This is a genomic window from Roseibium sp. RKSG952, from assembly GCF_009711355.1.
On sequence record NZ_SMMF01000955.1, the window covers coordinates 76,535 to 94,217 of the forward strand.

The following is a 17,683-nucleotide window of genomic DNA, read 5'->3' on the forward strand; positions in this document are numbered from 1 at the left end:
GAATCGAATCTGGGCCTGATCGTTTTTGAGGTCGACACTATCGGCTCGGCAGGCAGCAAGTGCATTCCCGGACCAGAGCATTGTTACAACTGCAAGTACCGGAAACAACTTCATGGGCTGCCTCAGTCGTCCAACGCTGCTTCCCAGGCCAGTACCTGAGCTGCCATCCGGCCTCGCTTGCCGTTTATGACGCGCATCGCTAATGCCTCACCCGGTTGCAGATCGGCCAGACCCGAGCGGCGTAGAACTTCAATATGCAGAAACACGTCTTCACTACGACCAAAGACGTTCGCGAAACCAAAGCCTTTGCCTTTGTCGAACCATTTTACCCGAGCAGCCTCCAACGGCGCGTCGGATATCTCTGCCGGGTCCAACTCGGCAAAATCAGCCAACAGCATCGAGTCGGTGCGTTCCGGCGGATCAATACTGACAACCTCGACCGCCTGCACGCCGCGATCGGTGCGGTGTGTCATGATTTCGATACCCGCACCGTCAGCGACAGAGCTCTGACCGAAATTGCGCAAGACATTCACGTGCAACAGAATATCCGGCCCACCTTCGTCGGACACAACAAATCCGTATCCCTTTGCGGGATCGAACCATTTAACGTGTCCACGGACGCGGTACATGCTATTCAGATCTTCTGGCACGGTTTTCCCATCACGAAAAAGCTCAAGTCGTTAAGGGTCGGATGTGTATGATATTGAGCCGCAAATTCAAGCTGAAAAAGCCCTGAAATTTCCGGGTGTTGCATTTCACGATACGTGAGTGTCATGGATTCAACCTCTGCACACGCCATTCGTGACCGGGCATTTCACGATACCAACGGAACCGGTCATGCAACCGGAATGCACCATCAGCCCAGAACTCGATTTCCACGGGGGTCAAGCGGTATCCGCCCCAGAACGGTGGACGCGGAGGATTCGATCCCAGCTTTGCCGTGACCTTAGCAACCTCAGCCATCAAAGCGGCCCTGCTCGACAATGGCTGCGACTGCTGCGACGCCCATGCACCCAGACGGCTTTTCAGCGATCGGGACGCATAATATTCATCGGCTTGCGGCCCTTCTTCTTTAGCAATGATACCACGAACACGGATTTGTCGCCGTAACGATTTCCAGTGCATGACAAACGCGGCCTTTCCTGCACTGTCCAGTTCTCGGGCCTTTGCACTTTCGTAATTCGTATAGAATACGAATGCGTCCTTTTCGATCTCTTTCAAAAGGACCATCCGGGCATTCGGCAATCCATCAGAATCAACGGTTGCAAGCGCAATCGCATTCGGATCGTTCGGTTCTGTCTCTTCGGCCTCGGCTAACCACCGCCCCGCTATTTCAAACGGATCGGCGCCAGCGAAAATGCCAGTACGCTCACTCATTTCCATCCCCTGGAACGAATTGTTAACGACCCTACGGCGAGAACCCGCTCCGGCGCAAGAGTGCACGGCCTTGAAGCAGCGCAATCAATGGCATAAACCAACTCAACATATCGCGAAGACAGGCGGAGAACCGAACATGTCAAATCAGTTGATGGCCGGCAAACGCGGCCTCATCATGGGACTGGCCAATGACAAATCAATCGCATGGGGAATCGCCCGCGCCTTGTCCGATGCCGGGGCCGAGTTGGCCTTCTCTTACCAGGGGGATGCTCTGAAGAAGCGTGTTGACCCTTTGGCGGCACAATTGGGCAGTGAAATCGTACTCCCCTGCGACGTAAGCGACGAAGCGTCGATTGATGGTCTGTTTACATCCTTGTCTGAAAAGTGGGGCAAGCTGGACTTCGTCGTGCATGCCATCGGATTCTCCGACAAAAATGAGCTTCGTGGCCGTTACGTGGACACGTCGCGCGCGAACTTCAACCTGACGATGGATGTGTCGGTTTATTCTTTCACAGCTGTCATGCAACGCGCCGAGAAGTTGATGACCGAAGGTGGCAGCGCGATCACCCTCACCTACTACGGTGCCGAGCAGGTCATGCCGCACTACAACGTTATGGGTGTTGCCAAGGCCGCACTTGAGGCATCGGTAAAGTATCTGGCCGAAGACCTCGGCAAAGATGGCATCCGCGTCAACGCTATCTCGGCTGGCCCTATTAAAACACTGGCTGCCAGCGGTATCGGTGATTTCCGCTACATCATGAAGTGGAACGAATACAACTCGCCGCTGCGCCGCAATGTAACCATCGATGATGTCGGGAATTCAGCACTCTACCTGTTGTCTGACCTGAGCAGCGGTGTAACCGGTGAAAACCTGCACGTGGATTCGGGTTACCATATCGTCGGTATGAAGGCCGTCGATGCGCCGGACGTTGAAAAAGGATAACAGATCATGAGCGCCAAGGACCGCCTGCCCCACGAAAAAGGCTTTCACATCAGCTGGGATCAGATTCATCGTGATTCCCGCGCTTTGGCTTGGCGTCTGGATGGACAGGGTCCGGATGACGGCGCATGGCGAGCCGTCGTGGCGATCACGCGTGGCGGGATGGCTCCCGCCATGATCGTAAGCCGAGAACTGGATATCCGAACCGTCGATACCATCAGCGTTCGCTCTTATCATCATCAGGAACAGGGCGAGGCCGAAGTTCTCAAAGCCCCCGATGCTGATCTGATGGGCGATGGCACAGGCGTTCTGATCATCGATGATCTGGTCGACAGCGGTAAAACCCTGGAACTGGTGCGGGATATGTATCCCAACGCTCACTTCGCTACGGTCTATGCCAAGCCCAAAGGGCGCCCGATGGTAGATACCTTCATTACCGAAGTGAGTCAGGACACCTGGATTTTCTTCCCATGGGATATGGCGCTGCAATATGTCGAACCCTATCGCGGTACGGACTGAATCGCGACTAAAGACCATCCTTTGCCTCAATCAGACCGCGGGGAGTTCCTCGCAATCAGAATCGGATAACCGATGACACTGACACGTACCGCCTCCACTTTCGCTCCACCGGTGATGGAGGCGCGCCGGTGGCTGGAAGGGGTTGAGTTCACTGCTGATCGGCCATTGATCAACGTCAGCCAGGCAGCGCCGGTAGACCCGCCACCATTGGTATTGCGTCAGGCCATGGCAGAATTCGCGATTAACGAAGACAGCGCCCACCTGTATGGGCCTGTTCTCGGCAATGATGACCTTAGGTCTGAACTCGCACGTGAAATTAGTGAGCATTATGCTGCTGCAATCACAGCTGATCAGGTTGCGATCACTTCTGGCTGCAATCAGGCCTTCTCGGCCGTAATCTCGGCGATAACGGATCAGGAAGATGAGGTTATCCTGCCAACCCCATGGTATTTTAACCATAAGATGTGGCTGGATATGGCGGGTGTGCGTGCCGTTGATCTTCCAACGGGTGACGATCTGTTACCAGACCCCGACAAAGCCCGCTCGCTGATAACAGACAAAACGCGCGCAATTGCGCTTGTTACTCCAAACAATCCCGGTGGCGTCGAGTATCCCGCCGAGCTTGTGCTGGCTTTCTATGACCTGGCACGCGAGGCAGGCATTCGTCTACTGGTCGATGAGACATATCGCGACTTCGATAGTCGCAATGGTCCTCCGCACGCATTGTTCCAACAGCCCGGTTGGGAAGACACTCTGGTTCATCTGTATTCTTTCTCTAAAGCATATCGCCTGACAGGCCACCGTGTTGGCGCAGTGGCCAGCAGCGTTTCGTTGTTGGCTGAAATGGAGAAGTTTCTGGATACCGTCGCAATTTGCCCCGGGCAAATCGGACAGTTTGCAGCGCACTGGGGGATGCAGAACCTGACCCAATGGCTGGCAGGCGAACGGGCAGAGATCCTTGATCGTCGCGCAGCAATTTCTGAGGGCATGCCGCGTCTCGAATCCAAGGGCTGGCGCTTATTGGGGTTAGGCGCATATTTTGCCTATCTAGAACACCCGTTTGCCATGCCGTCAGATGAAGTCGCTCGTCGTTTGGTGTCAGAGGCAGGCATTTTGCTCCTTCCCGGAACGATGTTCATGCCGGACCATGATCCTGCCGGAAAGCGACAAGTTCGCATCGCGTTTGCCAATCTCGATCGTCGAGGCATCGAACAATTGTTCGACCGCTTGCAGGCATTGACCTTCTGAGCTTGCCCCTCGCGCACGCGCATCGTATTCAGGGCCGCAACCGACAGGGCAGATACCTGCCGCAAGAAGCAAGAGGGCACCATGGCCGCAGGCATGAAAAACCTATCCAAAACCTTTGTCTGGATTCTCATGGGTCTTTTGATGGTGGGACTCGCCGGATTTGGTGCCGTCAATCTCAGCGGAACCGCACGTTCGGTTGCGCAGGTAGGCAACGAGGACGTTTCAGTTCAGGAATATGTACTTGAGTTGCAGCGTGAGATCCGAGCGGTCGAGGCTCAGACCGGCCAACCGCTGCAGATGTCTCAAGCGCAGCAATTGGGGCTTGATCAGAGGGCTCTGTCACGCCTGATTGCGCTGGCCGCGCTGGACAATGAAACCCAAGAGCTCGGCATCTCAATTGGTGATGAAAATCTTCAAAATGAAATCGTACAGATTCCTGCATTCCAGGGCGTGAACGGTACATTTGATCGCGAAGCTTATCGTTTCCAGCTGGAACAGGCCGGGATCACGGATTCCCAGTTCGAGGCTGATCTGCGTAAAGAATCTGCGCGCACCATCGTACAGGGCGCGGTAATGAGCGGCGTCGAAATGCCCGCGACACTGACCGAAACTCTTGCAAACTATGTTCTGGCCCGTCGCAGCTTCACGGTCGCCACGCTCGCAAGTGATGCGCTTGAAACACCTGTCGCAGCGCCGACTGACGAACAGATCCAAACTTACTACGACGAAAACACCGATTTCTTCACCCTGCCCCGCACCAAGCGCCTGACTTATGCGATCCTGTCGCCGGAAATGCTGCTGGATACCGTTGAGATCGATGAAGACTCGCTGCGTCGTTTGTACGACCAACGCGCCGAGCAATATCAACAACCAGAACGCCGCTTGGTAGAACAACTTGTGTTTCCCAGCGAAGAAGCGGCGACTGAAGCCCTGGCGCAATTGGAAGTTGGTGGCAGCAGCTTCGAACAACTGGTTCGTGCGCGTGAGCTTGAACTGAGCGATGTGGATCTTGGCGATGTAACCCGCGAAGATCTTGGCGAAGCTGCAGATGCCGTATTTGCAGCTGAACTCGACGATGTTGTTGGTCCGTTGCCATCACAGTTTGGTCCGGCTCTGTTCCGTATCAATGGCTCGCTGGCAGAAAACAATGTACCGTTCGAGGAAGCTGCACCTGAGCTGCGCGAAGAGCTTGCTGCAGATCGCGCGCGACGTCTGATCGAAGCACAGGCAGAAGACATCAATGACATGTTGGCCGGCGGCGCGACGCTCGAAGAGCTGGTGAGCGAAACCGAGATGGAACTGGGTGAAATCGACTGGACAGCCCAGAGCGAAGACGGCGTTGCAGCCTATGAAGGCTTCCGTAGCGTTGCTCAGGCCGTGCAGGAAGGCGATTTTCCAGAGGTTGCGTTCCTCGACGATGGTTCAATCTTTGCCTTGCGCCTGAATGAGGTTTTGCCACCGCGCCCAGAGCCGTTGGATAGTGCGCGTGATCGGGTGATTGCAGCCTGGGTACAGGAAGAAATCGCTAAAGCCCTGCAAGAACAGGCAAACACTGTAATGACCCAACTGGCGACAGATGGTGATTTCACCACCACTGGTCTGCCATTCCGTGTTGAAAACGCTCTTACCCGCACCGCCTTCCTTGAAGATGTGCCTGCGGATTTCATGACAGAGGTTTTCGAGATGGAACTGGGAGAACTGCGTGTCATTCCGGGCATCGGTTCGGCTCTGATCGTTCGTCTTGATGAAGAGTTGCCCCCTGCGGAGACGGATGAACAACGCCAGATGCAGCAAGCGCTTGCCGCGCAGCTGAACCAAGCATTGGCCCAGAACATCTTTGACATCTATGTGCGCGACGCTCAGACCCGCGCACGGCCTGTCGTGGATCAGCCTGCCCTGAATGCCGTTCAGGCCAACTTCTAAGAGAGAGCGGAATGGCCCTGACCCCTGAGTTCGACACTTTCGCACACGCCTATGAAGCGGGCGAAAATCAGGTTGTTTATACCCAGCTAGCGGCGGACCTCGATACACCGGTCTCATTGATGCTCAAGCTGACGGGCGCGCAGAAAGACGCGTTCATGCTGGAATCGGTGACTGGTGGTGAGGTACGCGGCCGGTACTCGATCATCGGGATGAAACCGGACCTGATCTGGCGGTGCGACGGGGAATCGTCTTCGCTGAACCGGTCTGCCCGATTTGACGGCGAAGCATTCGAGCCGCAAGACGGCAACCCGATGGACAACCTGCGCGCCCTGTTAGCCGAAAGCCGCATTACCCTGCCCGACGATCTGCCGCAAGCGGCGGCAGGTTTGTTTGGCTATTTGGGTTACGACATGGTTCGGCTGGTCGAGTATCTGCCGGATGTGAACCCGGATCCCATGGGCCTGCCCGATGCAATCATGCTGCGCCCTTCGGTCATCGCAGTCCTGGATGGTGTTAAAGGCGAAGTCACTGTTGTGTCCCCCGCTTGGGTCAGTGACGGACAGACTGCCAAGGCGGCTTATGCACAGGCCGCAGAACGCGTAATGGACGCCGTGCGCGATCTTGAACGCGCCATGCCAGCCGAGACCCGTGATCTGGGTGAAGCCCATGAAGTTGCACCGCCGGTGTCGAACTTCACCAAATCCGGATACATGGAAGCTGTCGAAAAGGCCAAGGAGTACATCCGGGCTGGCGATATCTTTCAAGTCGTCCCGGCGCAGCGCTGGACGCAGGAGTTTCCCCTGCCCCCCTTCACGCTCTATCGCTCGCTTCGACGTACGAACCCGTCGCCGTTCATGTTCTATTTCAACTTCGGCGGATTTCAGGTCGTGGGCGCAAGCCCCGAGATTCTGGTGCGCGTCTTTGGCAGCGAGGTCACAATCCGACCAATCGCGGGCACCCGGCCACGCGGTGCGACCCCGGAAGAAGACAAGGCAAATGAAGTCGATCTTCTGGCCGACAAGAAAGAACTCGCCGAGCATTTGATGCTACTCGATCTTGGCCGCAACGATACCGGGCGGGTCTCCAAAATCGGCACCGTGCGCCCGACCGAAGAGTTCATCATCGAGCGCTACAGCCACGTGATGCATATCGTTTCGAACGTCGTCGGTGAACTTGCCGAAGACAAAGACGCGCTGGATGCGTTCTTTGCTGGTATGCCTGCCGGTACTGTCTCAGGCGCGCCCAAGGTCCGTGCGATGGAGATCATCGACGAGCTGGAACCTGAAAAGCGCGGTGTCTATGGCGGAGGTGTCGGGTACTTCAGCGCGGGTGGCGACATGGATATGTGTATCGCGCTACGCACTGCCATCGTGAAAGATCGTAAGCTTTACATTCAAGCGGGCGGTGGTGTTGTCTACGACAGCGACCCGGAGGCCGAGTATATGGAGACTGTCCATAAATCGAATGCCATCCGACGCGCAGCTGCGGATGCGGCAAGGTTTACCGGCTCAGGAAACTCCTAAGAAATAGGGCGGCAAGTCGAAAGACCGCCGCCCTTTGTTCGATGGGTTTGCTTAAACCCTATTGAACTTCATACTTCATAACAGCTGAAATCGGTGCCATCGCGACGCGGTTGCCCCGATCCTCGAGGCCCCATAGCAGAAGGGCTGAAATCGTTTCAGGCCGCAACCGACCCAGCATCACAACCGCACCGTCCTGACCCGCACGGAAAGCCGCCTGATCCAGGAAACGCCGCATCACTTTCGGATCTTGGCGCGCACCGTCAAAGTCACGAAAAACAACACTCGACGGGACACCGTTCCGAGCTGCCAGCTTCTGCACGGTATTCAACCCATTATCCTGAGTGATAATCCCGCGCCCGGTTCCCCCGGCGATCTCGGCGACCTGGTCAGCCAATTTGCGGTTGCCCTGAATACCTGATTCAACGCCTTCCAAAATTCCAACGGTCTCTGGAAGCGTTTCCAGCCATACTGACAACGAGACCTCAGCATCCTGAGCACTGGCCGCCTCTGGCAAATCCGCCAGCGCAAGCACTTCGAAACCCGCTTCGCGGTGGCGTGCCATCTTGCCAGCTGCATCAGGGTCGGACGGGCTTACGGCGAAGCTAAGCGGATATGGGAAATCCTTAAGGGCTTCAGCCCCGAACGCGCCTTCGTCGTCGATCAGAATAATCGACATCAACGGCTTGGATTCAGGGTTTTCGAAATCTGCGGCGTAGTCCTCGATCGGCTTTCCGGTCATCGCTGCAGGGTCGTCAGAATTTTCGTCCGTCTCTGTCGGCTCAGCATCCCGCTCTGTCAATGGCAGGACCCGCTTGCCCACTAGTGTTGCTGCTGCTGCAGGTTCTTCACCGCCGATCTGTGGCAACGACGCAATCCGCGCACGCTTACGCGGCAGAGTGTCTTCGTCACCTTCTACCGCAATTGGATTGTCCTCGAGCGAAATTTCCTCATCAGTACCCTCTTCGGACGGCAGCGAAGTGGTTTCGGGTTCAGGTTCGACCTCTTCCCTAGGCAACTCGGTTTGCTCGGGTGTTTCTTGCTCAGGCGCTTCGCTGTCCTCGGGTACCAGCAAAGCGATTTCTTCTTCTTTCGGCTGCGAAGGCTGAGGCGGCGTTGCATCCACAACGACAGGCTCCACATCTTCCTGAGGCGAAGCAGGAACTGGTGCTGGCGCTGGGGGCGCGGTTGGCGCTTCCGTGCTCACGGTCACCTCAGTCGCCTCGTTGGTGCCAGGATTTTCCAATCCCTGCGTGGCACCGCCTATTTCAGGCCGGGAATCAGCTTCGGGTTCTATACCGTCCAGATCGACCAAATCATCAGACGGGGTATCTATCGCCGCGAGCGCACTGGGTGCGACTTCAACAAGATCAGAATCAGGACCTGAACCATCAACCTCGGCTTCGACCTCAGGGGCATCGATCGCATCGACCGACGGGGCCGAGGTCACCAAAACAGGCTTGCTTGTCAGCGGTGTATTCAACGAAAGCACCGCACCCAAGATCAAAACAACGACCGCCCCGGCGATCATTCCACCGATAAATCCGCCCATCTTATTTCGCCTCTCGCCTTTCTGCCTGCCTCGACAGCCTGTGCACCGTCTGATGCGGTGCTCACCCACACGATAGATCAAGATAGGGATGTACCCTTGACGCTGCCGCGCAAGCCTGAGCATGTATGTCCCGACATTATACCGTGGCCGAGGGCTGTATCGCCAGCCCGAAATGCCAAAGCTGAGATAAGTGCCCAAATGCTGCTGCTGATCGACAACTACGACTCGTTTACCTACAATCTGGTTCACTATCTGGGCGAGCTGGGCGCTGAAATGGTCGTGCGCCGCAACGATGCGCTGGATGTTCAGGAAGCCATGGCAATGAACCCGGCAGGGATACTGCTGAGCCCCGGCCCTTGTGACCCAGATCAGGCTGGCATCTGTCTGGCCCTGACCGAAGCGGCGGCAGAGACCAAAACACCACTGTTAGGTGTATGCCTTGGGCATCAGACCATCGGTCAAAGCTTTGGTGGCAATGTCGTTCGTTGCCATGAGATCGTGCATGGCAAAATGGGTATGATGCATCACACTGGCAAAGGTGTGTTTGCTGGCCTGCCCTCGCCCTTCGAAGCGACTCGCTATCACTCTTTGGTGGTTGAACGTGAAACGCTGCCAGATTGCCTTGAGATCACAGCTGAGCTCGAAGACGGCACCATCATGGGCCTTCAACACAAAGAACTGCCGATCCATGGCGTCCAGTTCCACCCGGAATCCATCGCATCCGAGCATGGCCACGCCCTGCTCAAGAACTTCCTAAACGAAATGAAAGTCCCCGCATGAGCGACGCGCTGAAACCGCTGATCGGAGCAGCTGCCGATCGGCCCCTGACCCGTGCCGAGGCAGAACAGGCCTTTTCGATCCTCTTCGAGGGTGAGGCAACCCCCAGTCAGATTGGCGGCCTGCTGATGGCAATGCGGACGCGCGGCGAGACGGTCGAAGAATACGCGGCCGCCGCAGCAGTTATGCGCGACAAATGCAATAAAGTCGAAGCACCTGCCGGAGCGATCGATATCGTCGGAACTGGCGGCGACGGCAAAGGGACATTGAATATCTCGACCGCGACGGCGTTTGTCGTGGCCGGTGCCGGAGTGACAGTCGCCAAACATGGCAACCGCAATCTCAGCTCGAAGTCAGGCGCTGCGGACGCACTTGGCCAACTGGGCATTAATGTGATGGTTGGCCCGGAAATCGTTGAAACTGCACTCAGACAGGCTGGCATCGGTTTCATGATGGCCCCTATGCATCATCCCGCCATTGCCCACGTCATGCCAACCCGGCAAGAGTTGGGAACACGCACGATTTTCAACATTCTCGGGCCGCTGACCAACCCGGCAGGTGTCAGACGCCAGTTGACCGGAGCATTTAGCAGGGATCTGATCAGACCGATGGCCGAAACACTCGGCTTATTGGGAGCTGAGCACGCATGGCTGGTGCATGGTTCGGACGGAACCGATGAACTGACAATTACCGGCGTTAGCTGGGTTGCTGCACTGGAAGATGGTGGTGTGAGAGAGGTCGAATTGCATCCGGAGGATGCAGGCCTGCCCGTACATCCCTTTGAAGACATCGTTGGTGGAACTCCCGAAGAGAACGCGATGGCATTCCGGGCCTTGCTCGACGGCGCACCATCGGCCTACCGGGACGCGGTGTTGCTGAACTCGGCTGCTGCTCTGGTGGTTGCTGATGCCGCACAAGACCTTCGTGAAGGTGTTGAAAAAGCTGCTGAAAGTATCGACAGCGGCAAAGCTAAAGATAAGATCGCTGCACTTGCCCGCATTACACAGGAAGCCGCATGACCGAGACTGTTCTGGATAAAATCAAGGCCTACAAACTCGAGGAAGTCGCGGCAGACAAAGCCCGTAAGCCCTTGGAAGAAATGGAAGCCGCCGCACGCGAAGCATCCGAGGTTCGCGGGTTTGCAAAGGCCCTTCAAGGTGCGACGCGGCAAGGCTATGGCCTGATTGCCGAAGTAAAAAAGGCTAGCCCTTCCAAGGGTCTGATCCGCGCGGATTTTGATCCGCCAGCCCTGGCAAAAGCCTATGAGGACGGCGGCGCTACTTGTCTGTCTGTCCTGACGGATACGCCCAGCTTTCAGGGGGCAAAAGAGTATCTGACTGCCGCTCGCGATGCCTGCTCTCTGCCGGCGCTGCGAAAAGACTTCATGTATGATCCTTATCAGGTGGTCGAGGCACGTGCCCTGGGCGCTGACTGTATCCTCATCATCATGGCGTCGGTTGAAGATAATCTGGCTGCAGAACTGGAGCAAACGGCGCTTGATTGGGGCATGGATGTTCTGATCGAAGTCCATGATGAGGACGAACTTGCGCGTGCCGCTGAGCTCAAAAGCCCTTTGATTGGCATAAACAACCGCAATCTCAAGACGTTCGAGACAACTCTTGATACGACGCGCCGGCTGTCCAAACTGGTTCCGGGCGATCGTACAATCGTGTGTGAGAGTGGTCTCAGCACTCCTGCTGATCTGGCCGATATTGCCCGCTATGGCGCCCGGTGCTTTTTGATTGGTGAAAGCCTCATGCGTCAGGATGATGTTGCTGCCGCCACCCATGAACTGCTCGCGAACCCGCTTATCCCCGGAGTAATGTGATGCCGCTGACGCATTTCGATGCCAAAGGTCAGGCCCACATGGTCGATGTCTCTGACAAAGAGGTAACGGATCGTGTCGCAGTGGCTGCCGGTCACATTAAAATGGCACGAGAAACCTTTGATATCATTTCAGAAGGCCGTGCTAAAAAGGGCGATGTTCTCGGAATTGCACGTCTCGCAGGGATCATGGGTGCAAAGAAAACGCCCGACCTGATTCCTTTGTGTCATCCGCTGCCTGTAACCAAGGTTGCCGTCGAGTTGACTTTGGATCCCGATCTTCCCGGCGTTCTTATCGAAGCGACGGTAAAAACTTCGGGACAAACCGGTGTTGAAATGGAAGCCTTGACCGCCGTATCGACCGCAGCGCTCACCGTTTACGACATGACCAAGGCCGTCGACAAAGCGATGGAAATCGGCGCCATCCGAGTAATCTTGAAAGATGGCGGAAAGTCAGGACGTTACGAAGCGGAATGATTACAGTAGAAGAAGCGCGCACCCTTCTTTTTGAACTTGTTTCTGCACTACCGGCCGAAACGGTTCCGCTTGCCGAAGCTTCTGGTCGCATTTTGGCGCAAGATGTTGTTGCCACGCGAGACCAGCCTCCATTCGCTGCGTCTTCGATGGATGGATATGCTGTAAAAGCAGCCGAAGTTGAACTACATGCCATGTTCAAAGTCGTCGGCGAGGCAGTTGCAGGAAAACGGTTTGATAAGCCAGTTGGCCCCGGCCAGGCTGTTCGCATCTTTACTGGTGCACCGGTTCCGGAAGGCGCAGATTTTATTGTAATTCAGGAAGATGTCGATCGTCGCGGTGATTTGATCACTATAACCGATGATCCAGGTACAAAAACCAACATTCGCCCTGCGGGTGTGGATTTTACCAAAGGCACGATCATCACTGCCCCGCGCCGATTGCGGCCAGAAGACCTTGCGCTGCTGGCGGCTATGAACATCGCGACAGTTCCCGTTGCGCAGAAACCGCAGATTGCCCTGATCTCAACGGGTGATGAACTGGTAATGCCCGGCGAGGCACCCGGGCCCGATCAGATCATCGCCTCGAACACCTTCGGTCTCAAAGCCTTATTGGAAGAAGCGGGTGCGCATGTTCGCATTCTGCCCATCGCAAAAGACACAACATCGTCGCTTGAAATCGCGTTCGGAATGGCTGCTGGCGCCGATCTTATTGTAACGATTGGTGGTGCGTCGGTCGGGGATTACGACCTTGTGTCTGATGTATCACAGGCATTGGGGATGGAGCGTTCTTTCTACAAAATCAGGATGCGCCCGGGAAAACCCTTGATGGCGGGACGTTTCGGGGATGCAGCCATGGTCGGCCTGCCCGGAAATCCGGTCAGCGCAATGGTTTGCGGATATTTATTTCTGGTGCCGTTAGTCAGACGAATGTTGGGTTTGGAACATGGTCTCCCAGCATTTCGTCGGGCCGAACTTGGCGAGCCTATCGGTAAAAACGGCCCACGCGAGCACTATATGCGGGCAATCGTTGATGAAAACGGTATCCGAGCTTGCCCCGATCAGGACAGTTCTCTGCTCAGCGTTCTAGCGCAAGCAAACGCTCTGTTGGTACGAGAACCAAACGACCCCGAACGACACACGGGTGAAGAGGTTTTGTACCTTCCAATCTGATCCAAACGGCAAATCCGTTGACACAAAACGTGAACATGCGTAGAACAAAAGAAAACGCATGAGCGACGAGGTGTGAGCAATGCTAACCAAGAAACAGTTGGATTTGCTGGAATTCATCCACAAACGCGTTCAGGCGGACGGTGTTCCGCCCAGCTTTGATGAAATGAAGATCGCGTTGGACCTGAGATCAAAATCCGGGATTCACCGTTTGATTACTGCGCTTGAAGAACGCGGCTTTATCCGACGTCTCGCCCACCGCGCCAGGGCGATTGAAATCGTCAAGCTTCCCGAAAGTCTGGGAGGCGAACCAACAGCTGGCTTCAAACCTCGCGTCATCGAAGGTGATCGACCTACCGGGCCTCGCCCTGCCAATTTTGAACCGGTGACTGTCGATGCGATGGAATTACCGGTAATGGGTCGGATCGCAGCCGGTGTCCCCATCGAAGCCATCACCCACGTTTCGCATCGCGTAGCGGTTCCGGGGTCGATGGTGTCCGGTCAGGGCGATCACTATGCGCTCGAAGTTCGCGGAGATTCGATGATCGACGCTGGTATTAACGATGGCGATGTCGTTGTGATCCGGGAGACAACCGTTGCTGACAATGGCGACATCGTTGTGGCCTTGGTCGAGGATCAGGAGGCAACACTAAAAAGGTTCTTCCGACGTGGACACGCCATCGCGCTGGAAGCAGCAAATCCCGCGTATGAAACCCGTGTCCTTCCCGAAGACAAGGTTAAGGTTCAAGGCCGTTTGGTTGGACTGATCCGAACCTATTGAATTTAGTGCCCGTCCCTTTGGACGGGCGACCACAACCGATGCCCGGTTACCTGAGCGCTTGTGCGTATTTCCCCCTGTGACAATGCAAGGCTTCCGGTTTTCAAAAGCGAATCCGGGTCGAAGATTTTGCAATCTCCGTTCAGTGACACGGGTACTGCCGAAACAACGATCTGATCACTGCTGCACTCGCTAAACTCTTGTGCTGCGCGTTTACCTGTAAGGTGAACCAACTCCTTGTCGTTCAGCAAATATCTCTGAACCTTGTCGATGCCGGATGGCCAACGACTGGCAGCCTTTGACTGATCCGCTCTGTCACCATCATTTTCCAACCAGACCGTCGCAACAAACCCACTCCCTCGTTGCTTGCTCAATGCGCGTCCTGTTTCTGTCATTACTCCCACCAGTCCACCGGACTCGGCGATCAAAACTTCAGGCCGGTTTCCCTGCCCCCACAGCAGCAAAGCTCCGATGATGGGCACAGTGCCTACCCATCGAGCGCTTCCGCGCCACAAAATCAGCCATAGCGCCCCCAGTGCTATAACCGGCAGGACGTAGTCTGGCGGGCTGACCACAAATCCCTGGGCACCACTCAGACCTGATATCCAGTCCGCAACTACGATAATCCATCTGAGGCCCAACCCCATCACCCACAGAGCCACCACTTCGAGCCCAAATGGAGCCAGAAGCGCTGCGACCACGGCCGCAGGAACAACGATCGTGCCCATGACCGGTACCGCGAGCATGTTGGCCAACAGTCCATAGTGAGCCATTGTATTGAAATGTGCCGCCCCGACCGGAGCGGTGGCTAGTCCGGCTATGGCAGAAGATAGCAGCACGCCTCCTACTGGTCGAAGCCATTTCGGCCCGGGAATTCGACCAAAATCGCGAAGCCCTCCGAATATCGCAACCAAAGCTGTAGTGGCTGCAAATGACATTTGAAAACCGGGACTTAACAAAGATTCTGGACGCAGAAAAAGGACGATGATCGCGGCCACCGCTACGGCTCGCAAAGAAATCGCCCTGCGATCAATCAACACAGCGCCAAACATGACAGAGACCATGACATAAGCGCGTTCTGTTGCGACGTTACCACCAGATAGAACCAAGTAGATTGTTGCGGCAATTAACGCACAAACTGCTGCGAGTTTTCGAACCGGCAGCCGTAACGCCAAGACCGGAACTGCAGAAAACCCAATTCGACACGCGACAAACACAAACCCCGTCAGCAGCCCCATATGTAGGCCAGAGATTGCGAGCAAGTGTGCAAGATTCGACATTCTAAGAGCGCCCAGAGTGTTCTGCCCCATGCCACTTCGATCCCCAGTCGTAACCGCAGCCGCGAAACCACCCACCTCGCCAGGTAATATGGATCGAACACGCTGAGAAATTGCCATGCGCCATGCAGTAATCTGAACGCCGCGCTGACCCATGGATGCAGGTGCGACGGTCAGCACCGGAACACGCGTATAGCCAACAGCACCCAGTTTCTGAAACCATGCATGCCGACGGAAATCAAAGCCACCGGGTTCCACCGGCCCTTGTGGTGGTGACAGGTAGGCCGTCGTCATAATTCTCTGCCCCGGCTCCAGCGATGTGGAACCACCATGCAGGGACAACCGGATGCGCTGCGGACGACGGTCTTTGGGCACATCCCCGATCCGCACACCGTCCAGTGTAACTCGCAGCGCATCCGATGCAGAGCGGTCCAGCGCAACGATCCTCCCCTCAACAGGACCGTAGTAGCGCCATTGCAAGACCGGCTCTGCGACCATATGGGCACGTGTACCGGCCAGTAAGAAACCAGCAGCGACAAGCGCCCCCCCAATTGCCAACGGAGCCCAGGCAACAGGCAAACGGCGGCAAGCCCAGATCGCGAACAAACCAGAGGCCGCAACGCCGTAGTAGAACTGCTGGTCCGGCTCGAATGTGAGGCCGAAATACAGTCCGATGCCAATTGCCAGACAGACCGGAGACCAGGGAAACAGATGTCCGCGCTGGTTCAGCAACGCGACCTCAATCCGTGCCAGAACACGCATGGTTGCCCCCGTCCTTCGGGCTCGTTAGACAGGCGCCAACACTATGCCCGACACGGTTACCAAAAGGTTAATCAACACTATGTCCGATCAGGTCGTCACCCGTTTTGCCCCTTCACCCACTGGCTTTCTGCACATCGGTGGCGCACGTACCGCGCTGTTTAATTGGCTTTATGCACGTGGCCGCGGCGGTAAGTTCCTGTTGCGTATCGAAGACACGGATCGTGAACGTTCAACCCCAGAAGCCACAGCGGCGATCCTGCAGGGTATGGAATGGCTGGGTTTGGATCATGATGGCGAAGTGATCAGTCAGTTCGAAGGCGCTGACCGTCATGCGGAAGTTGCCCATCAACTGCTGGCTGAAGGCAAAGCCTACAAGTGCTTCTCCACTCAGGACGAGATTTCTGCGTTTCGGGAGCAGGCTCGGGAAGAAGGTAAGTCGACCTTGTTCCAAAGCCCATGGCGTGATGCGGACCCCGCCAGCCACCCCGACCTGCCATTTGTCGTTCGGATAAAGGCGCCAAAAGAAGGCTCGACCGTAATTCGTGATCAGGTCCAAGGCGACGTTACGATCCGCAACGATCAGCTGGATGATATGGTTCTGCTGCGTTCGGACGGCACGCCCGTCTACATGCTGGCCGTAGTGGTGGACGATCACGACATGGGTGTTACTCACGTCATTCGTGGTGATGATCACCTAAACAACGCTGCGCGTCAGATGATGATCTATGAGGCGATGGGTTGGGATGTCCCAATCTGGGCCCATATTCCGCTGATTCATGGGCCTGATGGCAAAAAACTGAGCAAGCGCCACGGTGCTTTGGGTGCGCAGGAATATCAGGCTATGGGGTATCCGGCCGCTGGCATGCGCAATTATCTGGCGCGTTTGGGCTGGAGCCACGGAGACGACGAGTTCTTCACGGATGAGCAGGCCAGAGAGTGGTTTGATCTGGATGGAATCGGCAAGAGCCCTGCCCGTTTCGATTTGAAAAAGCTGGAAAACCTGTGTGGACAACACATTGCCATCTCAAACGATGCTGCATTGCGGAAAGAAATTGCTGGCTATCTGGCGGCAGCTGATCTTCCTGCTTTGACTGAAACACAATCTGGTGATCTGGTGCGTGCGATGTATTGCCTCAAGGATCGCGCCCGAACTTTTCCAGAACTGCTTGAAAAAGCGCATTTTGTGCTGACATCTCGGCCAATTGATCCGGATGAAAAAGCGAAAAAGGCGCTCGACTCTGTATCCGATGGTATACTGAAGGAATTGACGCCGCAGCTGCAAAATGTTAGCTGGACGCGAAGCGAACTGGAGGAAGCCCTGAATTCGTTTGCAGAAGCGAAAGGGCTAAAGTTCGGCAAGTTAGCAGGCCCCCTTCGGGCGGCATTGGCAGGCCGGGCAGTAACACCTTCGGTATTTGACATGATGCTCGTGCTGGGACGTGAAGAAAGCCTGGCGCGACTTTCTGATGCAGCGACATAAACCTGGTCTTCACATTCGGGTAACGCTGCTCCGCTAACACCCGGACTGCGCGCCCGCGCGCAG

At 55.9% G+C, this 17,683-nt stretch carries 16 protein-coding genes; 12 read left to right on the forward strand and 4 right to left on the reverse strand.

Translation table 11 applies throughout. From position 1 onward, the window contains the following. Positions 1–122: 122 nt before the first annotated feature. Entirely contained in the window at positions 123–629 is a 507-nt protein-coding gene (locus E1297_RS36975; RefSeq protein WP_155147068.1) for a cold-shock protein, read from the reverse strand. A 142-nt stretch (positions 630–771) separates the two neighbouring features. Beyond that, complete coding sequence (gene pdxH, locus E1297_RS36980) at positions 772–1,377, reverse strand: pyridoxamine 5'-phosphate oxidase (RefSeq protein ID WP_155147069.1); 606 nt, start codon at positions 1,375–1,377, stop codon at positions 772–774. Between the two features lie 136 nt (positions 1,378–1,513). Between pdxH and fabI the strand changes: the two genes are divergently transcribed. The 5 genes from fabI to trpE all read left to right on the forward strand — a co-directional run bounded on the left by fabI (position 1,514) and on the right by trpE (position 7,530). Continuing rightward, the gene (gene fabI / locus E1297_RS36985; protein WP_155147241.1) at positions 1,514–2,320 is read left to right on the forward strand and encodes an enoyl-ACP reductase FabI; all 807 of its coding nucleotides are present in this window, start codon (positions 1,514–1,516) and stop codon (positions 2,318–2,320) included. Positions 2,321–2,326: 6 nt separating this feature from the next. Then, positions 2,327–2,836, forward strand: a complete 510-nt coding sequence (gpt, locus tag E1297_RS36990) for a xanthine phosphoribosyltransferase (RefSeq protein WP_155147071.1) — start codon at positions 2,327–2,329, stop codon at positions 2,834–2,836. Between the two features lie 72 nt (positions 2,837–2,908). Continuing rightward, positions 2,909–4,084 carry an aminotransferase gene (locus E1297_RS36995; RefSeq protein WP_155147073.1) on the forward strand — a complete coding sequence of 392 codons (1,176 nt, stop codon included), beginning with the start codon at positions 2,909–2,911 and terminating at the stop codon, positions 4,082–4,084. Between the two features lie 93 nt (positions 4,085–4,177). Continuing rightward, the gene (locus E1297_RS37000) at positions 4,178–6,007 is read left to right on the forward strand and encodes a peptidyl-prolyl cis-trans isomerase (RefSeq protein ID WP_209016227.1); all 1,830 of its coding nucleotides are present in this window, start codon (positions 4,178–4,180) and stop codon (positions 6,005–6,007) included. 11 nt (positions 6,008–6,018) lie between these two features. After that, positions 6,019–7,530: an anthranilate synthase component I gene (gene trpE, locus E1297_RS37005; RefSeq protein ID WP_155147077.1), complete on the forward strand. Its 1,512-nt coding sequence runs from the start codon at positions 6,019–6,021 to the stop codon at positions 7,528–7,530. A 58-nt stretch (positions 7,531–7,588) separates the two neighbouring features. Here trpE and E1297_RS37010 read toward each other — a convergent pair whose 3' ends face one another. Further along, entirely contained in the window at positions 7,589–9,079 is a 1,491-nt protein-coding gene (locus E1297_RS37010) for a divergent polysaccharide deacetylase family protein (RefSeq protein ID WP_155147079.1), read from the reverse strand. 198 nt (positions 9,080–9,277) lie between these two features. Between E1297_RS37010 and E1297_RS37015 the strand changes: the two genes are divergently transcribed. The 6 genes from E1297_RS37015 (at position 9,278) to lexA (ending at position 14,104) form a co-directional block, all read left to right on the forward strand. Then, on the forward strand, positions 9,278–9,859 hold the full coding sequence (locus tag E1297_RS37015; RefSeq protein ID WP_155147081.1) for an aminodeoxychorismate/anthranilate synthase component II: 582 nt from the start codon (positions 9,278–9,280) through the stop codon (positions 9,857–9,859). Beyond that, a complete protein-coding gene (gene trpD / locus E1297_RS37020) occupies positions 9,856–10,875 on the forward strand; it encodes an anthranilate phosphoribosyltransferase (protein ID WP_155147082.1) in 1,020 nt (339 codons plus the stop codon). The genes E1297_RS37015 and trpD overlap by 4 nt, the downstream gene beginning before the upstream one ends. After that, positions 10,872–11,684 (forward strand): indole-3-glycerol phosphate synthase TrpC, encoded by an 813-nt coding sequence (gene trpC / locus E1297_RS37025; RefSeq protein WP_155147084.1) that lies wholly within the window; start codon positions 10,872–10,874, stop codon positions 11,682–11,684. The genes trpD and trpC overlap by 4 nt, the downstream gene beginning before the upstream one ends. Continuing rightward, positions 11,684–12,157, forward strand: coding sequence for a cyclic pyranopterin monophosphate synthase MoaC (moaC, locus tag E1297_RS37030; protein WP_155147086.1), 474 nt, complete (start codon positions 11,684–11,686; stop codon positions 12,155–12,157). Before trpC ends, moaC begins: the two co-directional genes overlap by 1 nt. After that, complete coding sequence (gene glp / locus E1297_RS37035) at positions 12,154–13,326, forward strand: gephyrin-like molybdotransferase Glp (RefSeq protein ID WP_155147088.1); 1,173 nt, start codon at positions 12,154–12,156, stop codon at positions 13,324–13,326. Before moaC ends, glp begins: the two co-directional genes overlap by 4 nt. 79 nt (positions 13,327–13,405) lie before the next feature. Continuing rightward, positions 13,406–14,104, forward strand: a complete 699-nt coding sequence (gene lexA / locus E1297_RS37040; protein ID WP_155147090.1) for a transcriptional repressor LexA — start codon at positions 13,406–13,408, stop codon at positions 14,102–14,104. A gap of 2 nt (positions 14,105–14,106) precedes the next feature. Here lexA and E1297_RS37045 read toward each other — a convergent pair whose 3' ends face one another. After that, complete coding sequence (locus E1297_RS37045; protein ID WP_155147093.1) at positions 14,107–16,140, reverse strand: ComEC/Rec2 family competence protein; 2,034 nt, start codon at positions 16,138–16,140, stop codon at positions 14,107–14,109. Positions 16,141–16,219: 79 nt separating this feature from the next. Between E1297_RS37045 and gltX the strand changes: the two genes are divergently transcribed. Further along, a complete protein-coding gene (gltX, locus tag E1297_RS37050; RefSeq protein ID WP_155147095.1) occupies positions 16,220–17,620 on the forward strand; it encodes a glutamate--tRNA ligase in 1,401 nt (466 codons plus the stop codon). Positions 17,621–17,683 lie beyond the last annotated feature (63 nt).